Source organism: Pseudomonas sp. R1-18, assembly GCF_051132095.1.
Taxonomy (GTDB): Bacteria; Pseudomonadota; Gammaproteobacteria; order Pseudomonadales; family Pseudomonadaceae; genus Aquipseudomonas.
Window position 1 is genome coordinate 2,926,154 of the sequence record NZ_CP071658.1, and the last position, 18,690, is coordinate 2,944,843.

At 61.2% G+C, this 18,690-nt stretch carries 13 protein-coding genes and 1 pseudogene; 6 read left to right on the forward strand and 8 right to left on the reverse strand.

What is annotated here, in order from left to right; genetic code table 11:
• Positions 1-3: 3 nt before the first annotated feature.
• The 4 genes from J3P77_RS13450 to J3P77_RS13465 all read right to left on the reverse strand — a co-directional run bounded on the left by J3P77_RS13450 (position 4) and on the right by J3P77_RS13465 (position 4,811).
• Positions 4-1,023, reverse strand: coding sequence for a TRAP transporter substrate-binding protein (locus tag J3P77_RS13450; RefSeq protein ID WP_434677113.1), 1,020 nt, complete (start codon positions 1,021-1,023; stop codon positions 4-6).
• Between the two features lie 54 nt (positions 1,024-1,077).
• Positions 1,078-2,358: a TRAP transporter large permease subunit gene (locus J3P77_RS13455; protein ID WP_434677114.1), complete on the reverse strand. Its 1,281-nt coding sequence runs from the start codon at positions 2,356-2,358 to the stop codon at positions 1,078-1,080.
• Complete coding sequence (locus J3P77_RS13460; protein ID WP_434677115.1) at positions 2,355-2,906, reverse strand: TRAP transporter small permease; 552 nt, start codon at positions 2,904-2,906, stop codon at positions 2,355-2,357. The genes J3P77_RS13455 and J3P77_RS13460 overlap by 4 nt, the downstream gene beginning before the upstream one ends.
• Before the next feature lie 372 nt (positions 2,907-3,278).
• Positions 3,279-4,811: a sensor domain-containing diguanylate cyclase gene (locus J3P77_RS13465; RefSeq protein ID WP_434677116.1), complete on the reverse strand. Its 1,533-nt coding sequence runs from the start codon at positions 4,809-4,811 to the stop codon at positions 3,279-3,281.
• Positions 4,812-4,975: 164 nt separating this feature from the next.
• Between J3P77_RS13465 and J3P77_RS13470 the strand changes: the two genes are divergently transcribed.
• Positions 4,976-5,926 (forward strand): DNA/RNA non-specific endonuclease, encoded by a 951-nt coding sequence (locus J3P77_RS13470; RefSeq protein WP_434677117.1) that lies wholly within the window; start codon positions 4,976-4,978, stop codon positions 5,924-5,926.
• Between the two features lie 24 nt (positions 5,927-5,950).
• Here the strand turns inward: J3P77_RS13470 and J3P77_RS13475 are convergent, their stop codons facing one another.
• On the reverse strand, positions 5,951-7,225 hold the full coding sequence (locus J3P77_RS13475; RefSeq protein WP_434677118.1) for a glucarate dehydratase family protein: 1,275 nt from the start codon (positions 7,223-7,225) through the stop codon (positions 5,951-5,953).
• Positions 7,226-7,243: 18 nt separating this feature from the next.
• A complete protein-coding gene (locus J3P77_RS13480; RefSeq protein ID WP_434677119.1) occupies positions 7,244-8,644 on the reverse strand; it encodes an MFS transporter in 1,401 nt (466 codons plus the stop codon).
• A 106-nt stretch (positions 8,645-8,750) separates the two neighbouring features.
• On the opposite strand from J3P77_RS13480, the pseudogene J3P77_RS13485 reads away from it, so the two are divergent.
• Together J3P77_RS13485 and J3P77_RS13490 are read left to right on the forward strand one after the other, a co-directional pair.
• Positions 8,751-9,661: pseudogene (locus J3P77_RS13485) on the forward strand (LysR family transcriptional regulator).
• Between the two features lie 98 nt (positions 9,662-9,759).
• Complete coding sequence (locus tag J3P77_RS13490) at positions 9,760-10,974, forward strand: HPP family protein (protein WP_434677120.1); 1,215 nt, start codon at positions 9,760-9,762, stop codon at positions 10,972-10,974.
• A gap of 15 nt (positions 10,975-10,989) precedes the next feature.
• Here J3P77_RS13490 and J3P77_RS13495 read toward each other — a convergent pair whose 3' ends face one another.
• Entirely contained in the window at positions 10,990-12,087 is a 1,098-nt protein-coding gene (locus J3P77_RS13495) for an SMP-30/gluconolactonase/LRE family protein (protein WP_434677121.1), read from the reverse strand.
• A gap of 259 nt (positions 12,088-12,346) precedes the next feature.
• Between J3P77_RS13495 and J3P77_RS13500 the strand changes: the two genes are divergently transcribed.
• The 3 genes from J3P77_RS13500 to J3P77_RS13510 all read left to right on the forward strand — a co-directional run bounded on the left by J3P77_RS13500 (position 12,347) and on the right by J3P77_RS13510 (position 16,742).
• Positions 12,347-13,648 (forward strand): Nramp family divalent metal transporter, encoded by a 1,302-nt coding sequence (locus J3P77_RS13500; RefSeq protein ID WP_434677122.1) that lies wholly within the window; start codon positions 12,347-12,349, stop codon positions 13,646-13,648.
• Between the two features lie 194 nt (positions 13,649-13,842).
• A complete protein-coding gene (locus J3P77_RS13505; protein WP_434677123.1) occupies positions 13,843-15,954 on the forward strand; it encodes a TonB-dependent siderophore receptor in 2,112 nt (703 codons plus the stop codon).
• 59 nt (positions 15,955-16,013) lie between these two features.
• Entirely contained in the window at positions 16,014-16,742 is a 729-nt protein-coding gene (locus J3P77_RS13510) for a DUF4198 domain-containing protein (protein WP_434677124.1), read from the forward strand.
• A gap of 707 nt (positions 16,743-17,449) precedes the next feature.
• Here the strand turns inward: J3P77_RS13510 and J3P77_RS13515 are convergent.
• Positions 17,450-18,616 carry a DUF1624 domain-containing protein gene (locus J3P77_RS13515; protein WP_434677125.1) on the reverse strand — a complete coding sequence of 389 codons (1,167 nt, stop codon included), beginning with the start codon at positions 18,614-18,616 and terminating at the stop codon, positions 17,450-17,452.
• Positions 18,617-18,690 lie beyond the last annotated feature (74 nt).

Sequence of the window (18,690 nt, forward strand, 5' to 3'; positions counted from 1 at the left end):
GGCTTAAGGGGCCGCGCGCACCTTGGCGATTTCGTCGTACATCTGTTTCACGAGACCAGCATCGAGCTGTTTGGAAAACTTGTCGATCACGGGCTGGACGCGTTCACGGAACCGGTCTTTCTCGGCCGGTGAAATGTCGTTGACGGCGATGTGTGCGTGCAGAGTGGCCCGTGCCTTGTCCATGCTGGCGGCGGTCACTTCACGCTGGAACACCTGGGCTTTGGCTGCGGCATCGCGAATCAGCGCCTTTTCGTCGTCGTTGAGACGGTTCCAGGTTTTCTGGCCGATGATCAATGATTGCGGATTGAAGATATGCCCGGTCACCGACAGGTATTTCTGCACCTCGAAGAACTTGCTGCCTTCGATCACGGTAAACGGGTTTTCCTGACCGTCGATGGTGCGCTGCTCCAGCCCGGTGTATACCTCCGGAAAGGCCATTGGCACGGGGTTCGCGCCAAGGGCGGAAAAGGTTTCGAGATAGATCGGCGACTGTATGACGCGTATTTTCAGCCCTTGCATGTCCTCCAGCCGGTTGATGGGCTGTTTGCTGTTGGTGACATTGCGAAAGCCCAGGTCCCAGTAGCCCAGGCCGACCAGCCCTTTGCTGTCCAGCTGCGCGGCCAGTTTCTGCCCCACCGGCCCGTCCATGACGGCGTGGGCCTCTTTCACGTCGTTGAACAGGAACGGGAAATCGAGCATCGCAAAATCCGGCGCCTGGGCCGCAAGAATGCCGGAGTTCAGCACGGTGATATCAAGCGTGCCGCCCTGCAGCGCCGAAACGGTCTGCACATCGCCGCCTAAGGTGCCGCCCGGAAACAGCCGCACCTTGATCTTGCCCCCACTGCTTTCGGCAAGCAGGTCGGCGAACTTCTGCGCGCCCTGCCCCTGCGGGTGTTCCTTGACGTTCTGAAAGGCGAAGCGCAGTGTGCGCTCGCGAATCTCTGCCGCTTGAGCGGCGACGCTGCCCAACAGCAAGCCCGTAACGCATGCGCCCGCCAGCAAGGTTTTCATCAGTCTTTGCATGTCACTCTCCGATCATTGTTGTTAGAGGTCGAGTCACCAGGTTGTCAGCCGGCATCAGCCGGTGAGGAACTTCAACGGCACCAGCACCAGCTGCGGAAACAGCACCAGCAAAAACAGCACCGCAAATTGCGCCAGCATGAACGGCCATACGCCGCGGATGATTTCGTCCATGCTGCTTTTCGAGACGCCACACACCACGTTGAGCACCGTCCCCACCGGCGGCGTGATGAGGCCGATGGCGGTATTGATCAGGAACAGCACACCGAAGTACACCGGATCGATGCCGGCCATGGTGACCGCCGGCATCAGCACTGGCGTCAGGATCAGAATCGTCGGCGTCATGTCCATCACGGTGCCGACCATGATCACCAGAATCATGATGACGATCAGCAGCATGGTCGGGCTGTCCATGAAGGGTTCAAGCAGCGCGGCCAGTTGCGCAGGCAGCTCGGCGATATTCACCAGCCACGACGAAACCATGGCGGCGGCCACCAGCAGCATCACTACCGAGGTGGTCTTGGCCGAAGACAGCACCAGTTCATAGAGCTGACTGACTTTCAGCTCGCGGTAGATCACCAGCGACACAAACAAGGCGTAGACCGCCGCGACCACGGCGGCTTCAGTGGGCGTGAAAATGCCGAACTTCAGACCCAGCACAATGATCAGCGGCAGGCCCAGTGCCCAGCTGCCTTCGACCAGAGCACGCCATATTTCTGCGCGGCTGCGTTTTGGCGGCGGTTCGACATGTTCCTGACGAGAGACGAACCACCAGGCCACCGCCAGCGCAGCACCCAGCATCAGTCCGGGAACGATGCCGGCCAGAAACAGCTTGGAAATCGAAACGCCGGACGCCACACCAAACACGATGAAACCGATGCTCGGCGGGATGATCGGCGCAATGATGCCACCGGCGGCAATCAGCCCCGCCGAGTTGGCCCGGTTGTGGCCGGCTTGAACCATCATCGGCACCAGCAACGCAGCCAGCGCGGCGGCGTCAGCTACGGCCGAGCCGGACAGCGAGGCGAGGAGACACGACGCGATGATCGCGACATAACCCAGGCCGCCACGCTTGTGCCCGACCAGGGCCATGGCAATGTTGACGATCCGCCGGGACAGCCCGCCAGCGTTCATCACTTCCCCAGCCAGCATGAAGAAAGGCACCGCCATCAGCGGGAAGCTGTCTGCGCCGTTGAGCAGGTTCTGAGCAATGATCTGTGCGTCGAACAAGTTCAGGTGCAGCATGAGGGCGACGCTGACCAGCAATAAAGCAAAGGCGATGGGGATGCCCAGTGCCATTGCGCCAAGCAGTGAACCGAGAAATATCATCAGGGTCATGGGCGGTGTCTCTGCGTGTCAGGCCGCTGTTCGATGACCTCGGGCATGTCGCTGCCCTTGACCATCACCAGTTCATCCGAGTCCAGTCGGCCGCGCGCCAACAGGTACAGCTCGTACACCAGCGTGGCAGCCGCCCCCACGCCGAATATCAGCCCTGCGCAGTAGAAGATAGCCATCGACAAGCCCGAAGCCGGTGCCACCACGTGCAGATTAATTACTGCCTGCTGCCAGCTGCCGACGACAATCAACCAGCAGATGTACAACATCAATCCATGCCCTATCACCAGGCAGATCCGCTTGCCGGCCGGCGGCAGGCGCTTGACCAGACTGTCCAGCCCCAGATGGCCCCGCTCGCGCAACGCCACCAGCGCGCCGAGAAAAATCATCCAGACGAAAAACCAGCGCGACAGCTCTTCCGACACGCTGATCCCCGAGTTGAACGCATAGCGCAGCACCACATTGCCGAACACCAGCACCACCATGGCGACCATGCACAGCACGATCAGCAATTTCAGCAACTTGAAATACAGGTCAACGAGTCTTTTCATGATCGAAACCTCGCAGGAATGGGAAGCCCGTATATCCGCGTCCCGCCGCGCGATCGGTCAGTGACCGACTGGCAAGGCGACGCACGGCGAGCCGTAATGGGCAGCGCCGGGATCAGGAAATATCTGCGAGCGACCGATGCGCCGCGGGCGGGATGCGCCACGGGCCTGTTCGAGAAAATGCGGGAGCGAGCAAAACATGCTGCATGAGGATGGCCTCCATTGTTCTTATTGTTTTCCCGGCCATCTGGAGCCGGGTGTGGCGTCAAAATGTACCAAACGGTTAATCAGGTCAATAAGCAGATGCGTCCAGAACGCCTTCTTCGCGAAAAAAGTTTTCAGACGCAAGCGCGGCCGCGTCAAAACGGCAACGCATCAAAGAATGCACAGGTCCGGATGAATGCGGTTGCGGCCGCTCTGCTTGGCTTGATACAGCGCCTCGTCGGCAGCCTTGAGCAGCGAATCGGGAGACTGCTCGGCCGCTTTGGGCAACAGCGTGTGCACGCCGATGCTGACCGTCACATAGCCGGGCTCGTTGCCGTCGTGCTTGATCCGCAAGGCGCGCACGGCCTCGGCAATGGTCTGCGCCACTCGGTACGTGCCCAGCTCGTCCGCGCCCGGCAGCATGACCGTGAATTCCTCGCCGCCATAGCGCGCCGCGACGTCGCCGGTCCTGCCGATGGCGCGCTTGACCTCCTGGGCCACCGCCCTGATGCAAGTGTCGCCTTCAAGGTGGCCATAAAGATCGTTGTAGCGCTTGAAGTGGTCGATATCGATCATCAGCAAACCCAGCGGCGCATTCAGGCGTCGGGCGCGTTTGATTTCCAGCGGCAATACGACATCGAGGTGGCGGCGATTGGCGAGGCCGGTCAGGCCGTCTTCCATTACCAGTTTTTCCAGCGCGACATGCGCGTCGCGCAGTTCCTTTTCGATAGCCGCGCTGAAGCGGATCTGGCGCAGCAGGGCGACGCCGAAACCGGCCATCGCCAGGATCAGTACGCCCAGCAAGGCGGCCGAGCGATAGACCTCCTGCAGCCAGGGCCGCAGTATGTCGCGGCGCGACATACCGGTCTGAACCACCAGCGGATAGCGATCCAGCGACTGATAACTGTTGATGCGCTGGATCTTGTCGACGATGGAGGTGATGTGGGCGGTTCCTGACGGTGCCTTGGGCAGGTACTGGCTGAAAATCATACCGTTGGCCAGGCTGGTACCCACCACGGCTTCGTCAAAAGGCCTGCGCGTGAGGATCGTGCCGTCACGCAGAGCGATCACGAAGATGCCCTGCTCGTCCATATGGAAGCCGGCGTAGAAACGGTTGAAATAATCCAGGTACAGCGTAACCAGAAACACCCCGGCGAAACTGCCGTCCGGGTTGTTGATACGCCGCGAAAGCGGAATGACCAGGTCGCCCGTGGAGCGGCTTTTCACCACCGGGCCGATGTGGGTCTGACGGTCTTCGGGGTGCTGGCGGTGGTAGGCAAAATATTCCCGGTCGGAATTGTTTGCATTCGCCGGCAGCTCATCCTTGTCGGTCACCAGCCAGTTGCCATCCCGGTCGTAGACGAACACGCCATGGACCTGCTGCATGATGTCGCGCTGGGTCCTGAACAGCCTGGTCAGCCGCGCCTTGTCCAGTTCGGTCAACGCGTACCATTCCAGGCGCTCGACCATGCCCGCCGCGAAAGCATCGAGTTCCTTGATCGCGTCCTCGGCGTGCTGCGCCGCAGAACGGGTCAGGTTGGCGGTGTTCACCTCGCCATAACGCATGTGCCGCGTGTAGCTGGCCCAGCCTTGCCAGACGCCCAGCGCGACAATCGTCACGACGACCAGCACCACAAAGGCCAGTGCCAGACGCTGAAGAAATGAATGCGAGATACCTTTGGGGCGATCGGTCGCTCGAGGCATAAAAAACGGCTTCCTTGTGCGACCTGTATCGTAACGGCGTGTTGAGGGAAAATGTGTTGTGCGGAATGTTAGACAGTTAACAGCAAAGAGGAAAGCGCACGCCGCTTTGTCATGCAGTTGTGCTGGACTGCAATGGTATTCATGTCTTTTGCCGGAGAAACGCTGTGGCTACCCCGATTCCTGCTGTCGACCTTACCTACCGCCCTCGCCTCGCCGACCTGAAGCCCTTGCAGGCCGGCGCCACGTTGCTGGCCCCGCCTGCCCAGCCGCTCGTTGCACCGCGCACGACGCCCGCCGCCGAACTGCAGCAACGCGAGGGCTACGCCGAGGACTTTCTGGGCGACTTCGCCGTGCCGTGGCCATTGCCCAGCGAAGAGCTGGCCCCGGACGTGTATCCACTGGGCAACCCAGGCGAGCGTCTGGACTATCAGCATTTCTCAATCACCATGTCGCGCAGTCGGCGGCTGGCGCTTTATGTGGGTGTGAACATTGATGGCGAGCGCAGCGTGGAGGTCAAGCGCGGCCGCGATGCCTGGGCATACGATGGCCGGCTCCCGGCCGAAGCGCAGATCGGCGAAAGTCTGTACGCCGACAATCTGCTGGACCGCGGCCACCTGGTGCGCCGTCAGGACCCCAACTGGGGACCGCAAGCGGAAGTCGCCAATGCCGACACCTTCCACTTCACCAATTGCTCGCCGCAGATGGGCGCGTTCAATCAGAAGACCTGGCTGGAACTGGAAGATTACATTCTGGACAACACCCGCCGCTGGAAACAGCGGGTGACGGTGTTCAGCGGCCCGGTGCTGCATGACGAGGACCGACGCTATCGAGGCGTGCAAATCCCGTCGGCGTTCTGGAAGGTGGTCGCGTTTCTGGGCGAAGACGGCAAACCGTCCGCCAGCGCCTACCTGATCACCCAGAGCCGCGAACTGGGCCAACTGGACTTCACCTTCGGGCGGCTGCGCACCTATCAATGCAGCGTTACACAGATCGAACAGCTGACTGGCGTGCGCTTCGGCGACCTGGCCCGGTACGACGGCTTCTCCAATGAAGAGCAGCTGACCGGGACCCGGATCGAAGCGCAGATCCGGGGTCCGCAGGATATTCGCCTGTAGGCGGCCAGCCCGGTCAGGCCGTGATCAATATCGCGGCTTGACGGCTTTCCAGTCAGGTTTGTATTTCTGCATCTGGCGCACATCGTCACGCTGGCGGATGCCGCAGCTGAGGAACTGGTCGTTGAGTTTGCCCAGTTGGTCGTAGTCCAGTTCCAGACCCAGGCCCGGTGCGCGCGTGATCCTGACGCAGCCGTCGACGATTGGCAGCTTGCCACCCTTGATCACCTCTTCGTCCGGCTCCTGCCACGGGTAATGTGTGTCGCAGGCGTAATCCAGATTGGGCACCGCGGCAGCCACGTGGGCCATGGCCATCAGGCTGATGCCCAGGTGCGAGTTGGAATGCATTGACACGCCGAGGCCGAAGGTGTCGCACATTTTCGCCAGCGCTTGGGTGTCACGCAGGCCACCCCAATAATGGTGGTCCGCCAGCACGATCTGCACACTGTCCAGCGCGACGCTGCGGCGGAATTCGTCGAAGTCGGTAACCACCATATTGGTCGCCAGCGGCAGGCCGGTGCGTTTGTGCAGTTCGGACATGCCGTCCAGGCCCGGCGTCGGATCTTCGTAATATTGCAGGTCGTCGCCCAGCAGCCCGGCCATGCGGATCGCCGTTTCCAGCGACCAGTTGCCGTTGGGGTCGATACGCAGCGGCAAGCCCGGAAAGGCCTTTTTCAAGGCCTTGATGCAAGACACTTCATGCTCTGGGTCCAGCGCGCCGGCCTTGAGCTTGATGCTTTTGAAGCCGTACGCCTCGATCATCCGCCGCGCCTGGGCGACGATCTGTTCCTCGCTCAGCGCTTCGCCCCAGCTGTCGGGCGCGTACGGTGAATCAACGTGCTGCGCGTATTTGAAAAACAGGTAGGCACTGAACGGCACCTGATCCCGCACCGCGCCACCCAGCAGATCCACCAGCGGCAGGTTCATGGAGCGGGCCTGCAAGTCGAGAAACGCGACTTCAAACGCCGAATAGGCGTTGCTCACCGCTTTGCTGGCGTGGGAGCCCGGTGCCAGCTCCGCTCCGGCGACACTGGCAGGCTTGTTGGCCGCCACCGTGGCCTGGACGATCTTGCGCAACAGGTTGAGATTGAACGGGTCGAGTCCGATCAGCTGGCTTTGCAGCTGCTGTTGAATGGCCAACGCCGGAGCGTCGCCGTAACTTTCGCCCAGGCCAATGTAGCCGTTGTCGCTTTCCACCTCGATGATCGAGCGCAGTGCATAGGGCTCGTGGATGCCGCTGGCGTTGAGCAGCGGCGGATCACGAAAGGCGATGGGGGTGACGGTCACTCTGGTGATTTTCAAGATGGTTCTCCCGGTCGATCAGGGTTTGAGGCTTGGAGATGCGAGGTTTGACGCTTCGAGGCTCGACGCGGCGCTCAGCGGGGCGGTGTTCCGCGTCTGGTGGTCGGTGCCAGACAGCGGCTGCCTCGGACGCGGCGTAGTGCGGGCGAAGAAGATCACCACGGCGGCCAGCAGCGAGGTCAGCGCCAGCCCGTACAACCCGCCCTGAATCGAACCGGTGGTCTGCTCCAGAAAGCCGAACGCGGTGGGCGCGACGAAGCCGCCAAGGTTGCCCACCGAATTGATCAGAGCGATCACCGCCGCGGCGATGCGCGCATCCAGATAGCCTTGCGGGATCGGCCAGAACAAGGCAGACGCTGCCTTGAAACCGATGGCCGCGAAACAGATGGCGACGAAGGCGAATACCGGCCCGCCGGTAGTGGACATGAACATGCCGACTGCCGCGATCACCAGTGTCGTGGCGACCCAGGCCTGCTGATGCTTGAAGCGCGCGGCCAGCGCGGCGAACCCGTACATGGCGATGATGGAGATGATCCACGGCACCGAGTTGAACAGGCCGACCTCGAAGTCGCTGAGGCTACCCATCTTGCGGATCATGCTCGGCAGCCAGAACGTCGCGCCATAGATGGTCAGCGCGATGGAGAAGTAGATGAAGCAGAACAGCAGGATCTGTCGGTCGGCCAGCAAGCGCAGGATCGAGGGGCGAACCGTCTGCGCCGCTTCCCTGGCACGCTGTTCCTCGGCGATGGCGCTGATCAGAGCGGTCTTTTCCTCCTCGCTCAGCCATTTCGCTTCACGCGGGTGGGATTGCAGCCAGAACCAGACGAAACCGCACAGCGCAATGGACGCAAAGCCTTCGATGAGGAACATCCATTGCCAGCCGTGCAGGTTCATGCCGCTGATACCCAGCAGCGCACCCGACAACGGCCCGGAAATGACCGAAGCGATGGCCGAGCCGCTGAGAAAGATCGCCATGGCCTTGCCGCGTTCGGTCGACGGCAGCCACTGGGTGAAGTAGTAAATGATGCCGGGAAAGAACCCCGCTTCAGCCGCGCCGAGAATGAAGCGCAGCACATAGAAGCTGGTCTCACCACGCACAAAGGCCATAGCCATCGCCGCCGCGCCCCAGGTGAACATGATGCGCGTCAGCCAGGCGCGAGCGCCGTAGCGCTGCAGCAGCATGTTTGACGGCACTTCGAACAGCGCGTAGCCGATGAAGAACAGTCCGGCGCCCAGACCGTAAGCCGCGGCGCCGATGCCCAGGTCCGTTTCCAGATGGCTGCGCACAAAGCCGATATTGACCCGGTCGATGTAGTTGACGATGAACATCACCACGAACAGCGGCAAGATGTGGCGTTTGACTTTGGCGGCGGCGCTGGCAAGCGCTGCGGCGTCGGTCGGTCCAGGGACGTGAGTCATGAGGCGATTCCCGTTGATTGTTTTTTTGGGGATGAGCCGATCATGGACGCGTGAATTGTTCCCGTCTAATCTAGTTTGGGATTTGATTGATACCTGGAATAGATCAATGTTCGAGTTGGCTCAGCTGCGCTGCTTCACCACGGTCGCCACGGAACTGAACTTCCGGCGCGCCGCCGAGCGATTGAACATGACCCAGCCACCGCTGAGCCGACAGATCCAGCTGCTGGAGCACAATCTGGGTGTAGAACTGTTCACCCGCAGTACCCGCAGCGTGGCGCTGACCGCAGCGGGCCGCGCGTTTTTCATCGAGGCCCAGACCTTGCTGGAACGCGCACAGCAGGCCGCCCTCGCCGCCCGGCGCTTCGCCGAGGGCGATATCGGTTCGGTCACCATCAGTTTCGTCGGCAGCGCGGTCTACGAATTCCTGCCCCGCGTCATTGCCGAAGCGCGCCTCAACCAGCCTCACGTCAAGATCTCCCTGACCGAGATGAACACCTATCAACAGCACGAAGCCCTGCGCGCGCGACGTATCGATCTGGGAATCGTGCGCGCGCCGCTGTTCCAGCCCGGTTACGAAACAGAATGTCTGGTGCGCAGCCCTTCGTGCTGGCGGTACCCAGCGCCCATCCGCTGGCCGCTGCCGCTTCGGTCGGCGTGCAGGATCTGGATGGCGCGCCGTTTCTGATGTACTCGCATTCGGCCTATCCGCCATTCAACGAGTTGCTGACCGGCATGTTCCGCTCCGCGCAGGTCGCGCCCGAATATGTCCAGTGGCTGGGCTCATCGCTGACCATTCTGGCACTGGTCAACGCCGGCATGGGGCTGGCGCTGGTGCCGCGTTGCGCAACCAATGTGGCGTTCAAGGACGTAACCTTTCGCGATATCGATCTGGGCGAAGGTGTGCAGAGTGAGCTGCATCTGGTCTGGCGCACCGACAACGACAACCCGGCCTGCATGATGCTGCTCGAAGCGATTCGCGCAGCGGTGAAAGCCGACGGCGAACAGGCGGGCCATTAGCCCTCGGTGCTCAACCGCGTTAACATCGCAACCCGTTGCCTGTCCGTCAGCCGGCTCTACCGGCTGCTTCAACTGCCTTCGAAGACCGTTTTTTGCCCATGCCGTCCGAACCTCGATCTCCCGTACCCCGACCCACCCGGCGCGCGCGCCTGCTCGCCGGAATAAATGCTTTCTGGCCTGCTCCGCTCAACATCGACGCGCTGGAAAAGCTTCGCGCCAGCAGCGGTGCCGCGCTGGGCGTTTTACTTGTGGCGCTGTGCGCTGCGTTCTGGCTCAACGGCCTGGTTGCCCATGATCACGGCGTGCTGGGCCTGGCGCTGGTCGCGCCACTGGGCGCCAGCGCGGTGCTGGTGTTCGCCGTGCCATCCAGTCCGCTCGCCCAGCCGTGGTCGGTGGTGGGTGGCAATACGCTCTCGGCGCTGGTCGGCATCGCCTGCTATCGCTGGGTGCCGGACGCAACCCTGGCGGCGGGCCTTGCGGTCGGCCTGGCGATTGCGGTGATGCTGGCGCTGCGCTGTCTGCATCCGCCTGGTGGCGCATCCGCGCTGTTGATGGTGCTCATGGGTTGCGACCGTTTCGAGTACGCGCTGAGCCCGGTGCTGATCGATTCGCTGTTACTGGTGGCCGCGGGCCTGGTCTATAACAACCTGACCGGGCGTCGCTGGCCGCACCTCAACCGCGCCCCCAAGGCAGAGCCCGCCGCCACGCGCCTGCAACGCAGTGATCTGGATGCCGTGCTGGCGCGTTACAACGAAATTCTGGACGTCAGCCGTGACGATCTGGAGTCACTGCTGGAGCAGACCGCGGCCCTGACGTTCGAGCGCAATGTCGGCCATCTGCGCTGCAGCGACGTGATGACGCGCGAGCCGCATACCGCCCGCCCCGAAACGCCGTTGCGCGACGCCTGGGCGTTGATGCGCAAGTACCGGATCAAGGCGCTGCCGATCATTGACCGGCAACAGCATCTGATGGGCATTCTGACCGTCGCCGATTTCATGAGTCAGATCGACCTGGACGTGCACGACGGTATCGCCTGGCGCCTGCGTTCGCTGGTTCGCCCGCGGCGCGCCGACGAAGCGCAACAGGTCGGCCAGATCATGACGAGGACAGTGCGAGTGTCGAGCGCCGACCGTTTGTTGATCGACCTGGTACCGGTGTTCTCCGAAAACGGCCACCGGCACATTCCGATCATCGATGAACGGCAGAAGCTGGTGGGCATCATCACTCAATCAGACTTGATCGCGGCGCTGTACCGGGCCGTGCGTGGGGAAGGCTTCGAGAAGGTCGCGCCTACCCGGCCGGTTGCCGGGTGAGCGGAGTTTCAGGGTTCAGGCGAATGTCGCGCCGCGCGTATTGACGAACAGCGAGTAGATCGAGTGGCTGCCGGCCATGAAAATCCGGTTGCCTTCACGACCACCGAAGCACAGGTTCGGACAGCGCTCAGGCAATGAGATGTGGCCGATGGCCTTGCCCTCGGGGTTGAAAACCCGCACGCCATCGAGCTTTTCCAGGTCTGCGCGCGGGTCACCGTTGCCGCCCCAGCCACACCAGAGATTGCCGCTTTCGTCGCATTTGATGCCGTCGATGGCGGCGAAATCCAGGCCTTCGATGTGCTTGCGGCGAGCGCCAAGCGTGCCGTCGTCATTGACCGTGATCGCCCAGACGATCCGGTTCGGCTTGGCCCGCCCTTCCACGACGTACAAGGTTTTTTCGTCCGGTGAAAAACACAGCCCGTTGGGTCCGTTCAGGTCGTCAATGACACGCGTCAGCGTGCCCTTTTCTCCGTCGATGCGGTAAACGCCATGGGGCTGCACCGGCGTGACCTTGTGGCCCTCGTAGTTGTTGCCGGTCTGGAACGGCGGATCGGTGAACCACACCGAGCCGTCACGTTTGCAGACGATGTCGTTGGGCGAATTGAGCGGCTTGCCTTCATAGCTGTCGGCCAGCACGGTGATGCTGCCATTGTGTTCGGTGCGCGTCACGCGGCGTCCTTCCCCGGAGGTGGTCGAGCCTTCGCAGACCAGCAGGCGGCCTTGACGATCACGGCACAGGCCATTGGAAAAGTTCGAGTGCTCGCGGTAGACCGTCAGGCTCTCGGACACTTCATCCCAGCGCATGATGCGGTTGTTCGGGATGTCGCTGACCAGCAGGTAACGGCCATCGCCGATCCACACCGGCCCTTCCGCCCAACGCAGGCCGGTGGCGAGTTTTTCCACACTGGCGTTGAACACGCGCAGTTCCGTGAAGCTCTCATCGAGGATCTTTACCAGCGGGTCCGGGTAACGCTGGCTCAATGGCTCCGCGTCGGCCAACCGGGGCAATGCCAGGTTGCCAAACGCTGCGACACCAGCGGAAACCGCCAGTGAAGTCTTGAGAAATCGTCGGCGGCTGTGCTCTGGCTGAGCAAGGGATTGCGAGGCATCCATGGGCTTCTCCGTGATTTTATTGTTGGACGGGAGCGTCAGTTTTACCGCGAGATAGGACAACCGACAAGCAGTCATGCTAACCGCCTGAATTCTCAAGGGCGTCTATTCCCCAGCAATAATGGGGTTTTCCAGGGTGCTGCCATTGTTACAAATTAGCTGGCACCGACACTGAAATTACGGCACTTCCGATGTTGTACGACGTCTGACTTTACGCTTAACTGTTTTACGCCAAATTACAATAACAACGGAGACACTCCTTATGGCTAGCAGCCCTCCGCTCGACCAGAAGATCGGTGCAAGCACCGAGCCTCGAATGAAAAAACTCGCCAAACTGCTCGGCCCCGGGATCATCGCGGTCCTGTCCTGGCTGGGCGCGGGTGACCTGATCACCTCTTCGGTGGCTGGCGCGAATTATGGCTATGCCATGATGTGGGTGCTGGCCATTTCCCTGCTGTTGAGATTCCTGATCGTCAACATCATTGCCCGCTTCCAGCTTTGCAATAACCAGGGCATGTCGATTCTGGAGGGCTACGCGCAACTGCACCCCTTCTTTGCCTGGTTCATGCTTTTCTACGCGCTGCTGATGGGCCATCTGATCAACGCCTATATGATCAAGGGCGCCGGCGAAGCATTCGCAATGCTGCTGAACATCAACCAGCCGCTGCTGTGCTCGGTGGCAGTGGTGATCGCGGTCTGGCTGCTGGTGGGGCGCAACATTTACGCCATGATCGAAGGCGTGATGAAGGTGCTGCTGGCGATCATGACCCTGGCGTTCCTCGCGCTGGCGATCATGTCCGGGCCGGACGTAACCGGCATCATCAAGGGCACCATCGGTTTCAGCATCCCGCCGGATGAAGGCGTGCACGGAGCGCTGCTGGTCGCGGTGTCGGTCATCGGTGCGGTGGCGGGTTCCATCGCCAACTTCGTTCACCCTTACGTCATGCGCCAGAAAGGCTGGGTCGGTCCGGAACACAAGCGCATCCAGCGCAACGACCTGCTGTTCGCCGTGATCGTCGGGATCGTCATCAACCTGGCCATCTGGGTGGTGGGCGTTGAAATCCTGCGTCCCAACGGCCTGGAAGTGAATACCCTCGCCGACCTGGGCAAGGCGCTGGAACTGTTCTTCGGCCCGATCGGCTGGTACGTGTTCTTCATCGGTGTGTTCGCCACGCTGTTCGCCAGTATCTCGGGCAAGACCACCGCGTTCCCGATGCTGATCACCGATGCGTTCCAGCACATCCGCCCGGAGCGCCGTCAGCGTTATGGCAAGGAATTCCACCACGATCCGATGCACAAGTGGTTCATGCTGTTCATCCTGGTCACGCCATTGGTGTGGTCGCTGCCCGGCATGCCTGATTTCGTAACCCTGACTCTGGGCGTCAACGCACTCAACATTGTCGGTCTGCCGATCATTTCGCTGGGCCTGCTGATCATGTCCAACCAGAAGTCGCTGCTCAGCAAGGAGTATCGCAACAACTGGTTCGAAAACATCGCCCTGACCTTCGCAACCGGTCTGGCGTTGTGGGTCGCCTTCCAGCTCGGTACCGAACTGCTGGCCTGATCTTCCCGCCCCCCACGCAGCGCCGTCCGGCGCTGCGTGATCTCCCCGCTACAGTGCTCCAGACACCACCGCCTTCCTGAATCGCTCCGTCTTCGCATCGACAGGCAAGATTTTGCTATGCGCGGCCCTCGTAATCGGAAATAATCCTGCGCTTATTGTTACGTTATAACGATTACAGTCAGGAAGTATTTCAGATGTCCTCTCGAAGAATCGCGTCGCTGACCGGCCTGGCCATCGGCGTACTGGGCAACGCCAGTTTCGCGGAACAGGTTCCGCACACCATCGAACTGGAGAGCGTGAACGTCACCTCCGATTTTCATTACGAAACTGCCACCGGCCCGGTCGAGGGTTATCGCGCGACGCGCTCGGCGACCGCGACCAAAACCGACAGCGCTATCCGCGATATCCCACAATCAATCAGCGTGGTGCCCGCCAAGGTGCTGCAGGATCTGGGCAGCAACAACGTCGAACGCGCGCTGGACTTCGCCGGTGGCGTTTCCAAACAGAACAACTTTGGCGGTCTGACCCTCTACGAGTACAGCATCCGGGGCTTCACCACATCAGAGTTCTACAAGGACGGCTTCAGCGCCAACCGCGGCTATCCGGCCACGCCGGACGCCGCCAGCATCGAGCGCATCGAAGTACTCAAAGGCCCGGCCGCCAGCCTGTATGGTCGCGGTGACCCAGGCGGTACGGTCAACATCGTGACCAAGAAGCCGCAACGCGAGGCCTTCGCCCGGTTGCAGGCCAGCGCAGGTAGCTGGGATCGATACCGGACCGCTCTGGACGTGAATACCCCGCTCGATGAGCAAGGCGATCTGCTGACCCGGGTCAATCTGGCGGTGGAAGACAACAACAGTTTCCGCGATCACGTTGAAGCGTCGCGGGTATTCGTCGCGCCCTCTTTCAGCTGGCAGCTGGATCCCGACACAAGCCTGCTGGTCGAAACCGAATTCGTCCGCCACACCTCGACCTTCGACCGCGGCATCGTTGCGCCCAACAACAAGTGGAGCGGCGTGTCGCGCTCGACCTTCCTTGGCGAGCCGGACGACGACATCGATAACGACAACAATATGATCCAGGTTGCGCTGGATCATCAGTTGAATGACTTCTGGTCGCTGCGCCTGGCCAGCCATTACAAGCAGGGCGAAATGCAGGGTTTTGCCAGCGAAGCATTTCCGCTGAACGCCGATGGCCGCACTGTCAACCGACGCTACCGCGAGCGTGACAACGCCTGGCACGACAGCATCACTCAACTGGAGCTGCGCGGCCGTTTCGACGCGGTCGGGCTCGAGCACCAAATTCTGATCGGAACTGAATACGAGGATTACCGCAAGCAGGAGCGAGTCACCACCATCGCCGGCGGCCCGTACGCGATCGACATTTACGACCCGGTCTACGGCCAGCCCAAACCCAACGGACTGCCGTCCGGCACCGACTTCCGTGAACACATCGAGAGCCGTGCCCTCAACCTGCAGGACCAGATCGTTTTCACCGACAAACTGCGCGGCATGATCGGCGCGCGCTACGAACACTTCGATCAACACACTGATGACTACGCTCGCAACGCAACTCCCGGCCAACGCCACGAGGCGTTCACCCAGCGCGCCGGCCTGCTGTACCAACTGACACCGCAGGTGGGGCTGTTCGCCAATACCTCGACGTCGTTCAAACCGAACAGCGGTCTGGACGCGACCGGCAAGTCATTCGACCCGGAAGAAGGCGTCGGCTACGAAGCAGGGATCAAGAGCGAACTGTTTGACGACCGCCTGAGCACCACCCTCGCCGCCTTCCGTATCGAAAAGGAAAACGTGCTTGCGCTCGACCCTGGCACAGACACTCGCCGCGCGGTGGGCAAGGCTCGCAGCCAGGGCATCGATATGCAATTCACCGGGCAATTGAGCGACGCCATTCGTGTAATCGGCGCCTACGCATATATCGACGCCGAAGTCACCAAAGGCGACCGGACCATCCCGACCGGCAGCCGCATCCTGGGCGTGGCCAGGCACAGCGGCAGCGTGCTGGGCGTCTACGAATTTCAGGAAGGCGCGCTGCGTGGCTCGGACGTGGGCATGGCGTGGACGTATGTCGGCGACCGCTCCGGCGAGTCAGGCAAGGACTTCGAACTCCCGGCCTACCAGACCGTCGACCTGCTCGCTCACTACAAGGCCACCGACACGCTGACGCTTGGGCTGAACCTGAACAATGTGTTCGACGAGAAGTATTACGAACGATCGTACAGCAATTACTGGGTCAACCCCGGTGAGCCGCGCAATTTTACCGTCAGCCTCACGCTCGACCTCTGATTCCTGAAACCGCACTCTCCATCCAACAACCAGCAACAAACAACAAACAAGGAAACATCATGCCTTTATCCAAACCCGTTCTGGCACTGACCCTGTTCAGCGCGCTATTTGTCGGCCAGGTCAGCGCACATGGTCTGTGGACCGAACAGCGGCGCGGCAATATCGAGGTGGTCTATGGACACGGCGCTGAAGACAGTCCGTTCAAGGCTCAGAAGATCAGCGGCGCGTGGGCCTTCGATCCGCAAGGGCGAATGATTCCGGTCACGGTGCAGCGCCTGGACGATCACGCCCGTCTGCAACCGCTCAAACCACCGGCACTCATCTCCGTTGCCCTGGACAACGGCATGTGGACCCGCAGTCCGGACGGCAAGTGGATCAACCAGGGCCGCAGCCAAGTGCCCGGCGGCACCGACTCCACCCACACGTTCAAATACAGCGTGGCGATCTATGAGCAAGGTGCGCGCCTGCCCGCCTTCGATAAAATCGATTTCGTCATCGTGCCGCAAGCCGACCCGTTGACGGTCGGCGTCGGCAAACCTCTACCGGTTCGCGTTCTGGTCGATGGCAAGCCGGCGGCCGGCATCAAACTGATCGGAGATTATCGCGGAGCGCCGCACGAGGTCAGCGCCGAAACCGACGCTGAAGGCCGTGCAAACGTACCGGTGCGAAACGAAGGCCTGAACATCATCGCCGCGCAGACAACCGTGCCGGTCAAAGGTGACGCCGATATCGCCGAACGCGGCCTGTTCACCTCGCTGACCTTCGTCGGAGAACCGCATCACGAGTGAAGCATGCTCCAACTGTGGGAGGGAGCTCGCTCGCGACGGTGGTATTTCAAGCTCAACATCCACCGTGGCTGTGCCGGCCCCGTCGCCAGCAAGCTGCCTCCCACAATAGATCGCGGCGCCTTCGGCCCGAACTCATGAAACCAAACCCGTGGGAGCCAGCTCGCTGGCGAGGGGGGGCCGAGACAGCCATAACCGCTGTGTCGTCTATATCCATGTCCTCGCCAGCAAGCTACCTCCCACAACAGATTGCGGCGCATGTGGCCCATTCTTACGAAACCGGACCTGGGCAGAAACTCCTGGTGCCCGCGAATCCGCTTTTGATTCTGCCCGCAGGGCGTGGGAGTGACCGGGCGGCGATCCGCTTGCTCTGGGCGGCAATCCGACGATCTGGCGCGTAGCGGCAGTAATCCTGGCGACCTTGTTTATACCGCATGAACCATCTTGCTGCCGGTTCCCGGCAGATCGCAGGCAAGCCAGCTCCTACAGTTCATGCAGCGGTGCTGTCCCTGTGGGAGCCAGCTCGCTGGCGAGGGGGGCCGAGACAGCCACAACCGCTGTGTCGTCTATATCCATGTCCTCGCCAGCAAGCTGGCTCACACAAAGATTGCGCGCCGCATGTGACCCATTCTTACGAAACTGGACCTCTCACAACTGGTCAGGGCGCCCCGGTTCACTATCAAGAACTCAGTCCCGTGGCGATCACGCCATCACAGATACTTCAACCATGTGATATCCCGCCGCCGTGCCTTGAGTGCGGCGAACCAGCTCACTGCCGGGAACAGCGCGACCGCCAGTAGTACGGAACAGAGCCACACCGCCCACATCGCATCGAACCCGAAATAGTTGCCCTGATTCGTCCCCCAGAGCGCCACCGCAATCAGGTACAGAATTTTAAGTACATACAAATGCAGCAGATAGAAAAACATCGGCGCTGCGCCTACGGTGACCAAGGGCCGCAACCACCGCTGTTGCTGATAGCGCTCGAACGCAATCAACAACAGCAGGCCGATGCCGAGCGTGAGGCTGATGAACAGCAGTGACGGCGGATACTTGGTGATGTTCAAAAAGCTCATGACAGATTGCAGCCCGGTTTCACCTACGCTCCAGGGCTTGTCCCCGTAGCCGTTGATCAAACGCAGCGTCATGAAGCCCACCAGCGTGACGATGCCCGCTGTCCACAATTTCTTGCGGCGAGCGTCGCCGTCAGCGGCCGCGCCAAACCACGGACCTGCGGCATAACCCAGGGCAATCACGCCAATCCAGGGCAGCAGCGGATAGGATGTGCGCAACCGCAGAGTCTCCGACACTTCGATCCAGCCCCGGTCATGCAGGATCGCCCACGGAATATGCATCGCCGAGCCTACCCCGAAATGCACGCCATCAAGCAGGTTATGTCCGGCAACGATAACCGCGCCAATCACCGCCAGCGCCGGGCGCGGCAAATACACCAGCAGCGACAGCGCCACCATGCTCAGGCCGATGGCCCAGATCACCTGGAGGTAAATCACCGTTGGCGGGAACTGAAAAGTCCAGGCAAAGCTCACGAGGGTGAACTCCAGCGCTATCAGAAACAGCCCACGCTTGAGCAAAAAGGCTGAGACGTCGGCCCGCCCGCTGTGCTTCTCGCCGTACAGGAACGCCGAAAGCCCGGTCAGAAAGACGAACAGCGGCGCACATAAATGCGCCAACAGGCGGCTGAAGAACAGCTCTGGCGCGGTGGCCGATACGTCCATGGGATCGCTGACCTGACGGTGCAGGAAAAAGGTTTCCCGAACATGGTCCAGCAACATGAAAAGGATGATCAGCCCACGCAAGGCGTCGATCGAGCGCAGCCGTGAAGACGGCGCGGCAATGGCATTGACAGCAGTACTCATGGAAATCGGAATTCCGAGGTGAATGGAAGGAACGTTAAGCGAGTTACACTATAACATCATGATCCAGCGTCATG

What these genes read in the sequence shown, in the direction of transcription:
- J3P77_RS13500 (WP_434677122.1), top strand. Translation starts at nt 12,347, where the DNA reads ATGGCTAGCAGCCCTCCGCTCGACCAGAAGATCGGTGCAAGCACCGAG.
- J3P77_RS13490 (WP_434677120.1), top strand. Translation starts at nt 9,760, where the DNA reads ATGCCGTCCGAACCTCGATCTCCCGTACCCCGACCCACCCGGCGCGCG.
- J3P77_RS13505 (WP_434677123.1), top strand. Translation starts at nt 13,843, where the DNA reads ATGTCCTCTCGAAGAATCGCGTCGCTGACCGGCCTGGCCATCGGCGTA.
- J3P77_RS13480 (WP_434677119.1), bottom strand. Translation starts at nt 8,644, where the DNA reads ATGACTCACGTCCCTGGACCGACCGACGCCGCAGCGCTTGCCAGCGCC.
- J3P77_RS13450 (WP_434677113.1), bottom strand. Translation starts at nt 1,023, where the DNA reads ATGCAAAGACTGATGAAAACCTTGCTGGCGGGCGCATGCGTTACGGGC.
- J3P77_RS13455 (WP_434677114.1), bottom strand. Translation starts at nt 2,358, where the DNA reads ATGACCCTGATGATATTTCTCGGTTCACTGCTTGGCGCAATGGCACTG.
- J3P77_RS13510 (WP_434677124.1), top strand. Translation starts at nt 16,014, where the DNA reads ATGCCTTTATCCAAACCCGTTCTGGCACTGACCCTGTTCAGCGCGCTA.
- J3P77_RS13495 (WP_434677121.1), bottom strand. Translation starts at nt 12,087, where the DNA reads ATGGATGCCTCGCAATCCCTTGCTCAGCCAGAGCACAGCCGCCGACGA.
- J3P77_RS13465 (WP_434677116.1), bottom strand. Translation starts at nt 4,811, where the DNA reads ATGCCTCGAGCGACCGATCGCCCCAAAGGTATCTCGCATTCATTTCTT.
- J3P77_RS13515 (WP_434677125.1), bottom strand. Translation starts at nt 18,616, where the DNA reads ATGAGTACTGCTGTCAATGCCATTGCCGCGCCGTCTTCACGGCTGCGC.
- J3P77_RS13460 (WP_434677115.1), bottom strand. Translation starts at nt 2,906, where the DNA reads ATGAAAAGACTCGTTGACCTGTATTTCAAGTTGCTGAAATTGCTGATC.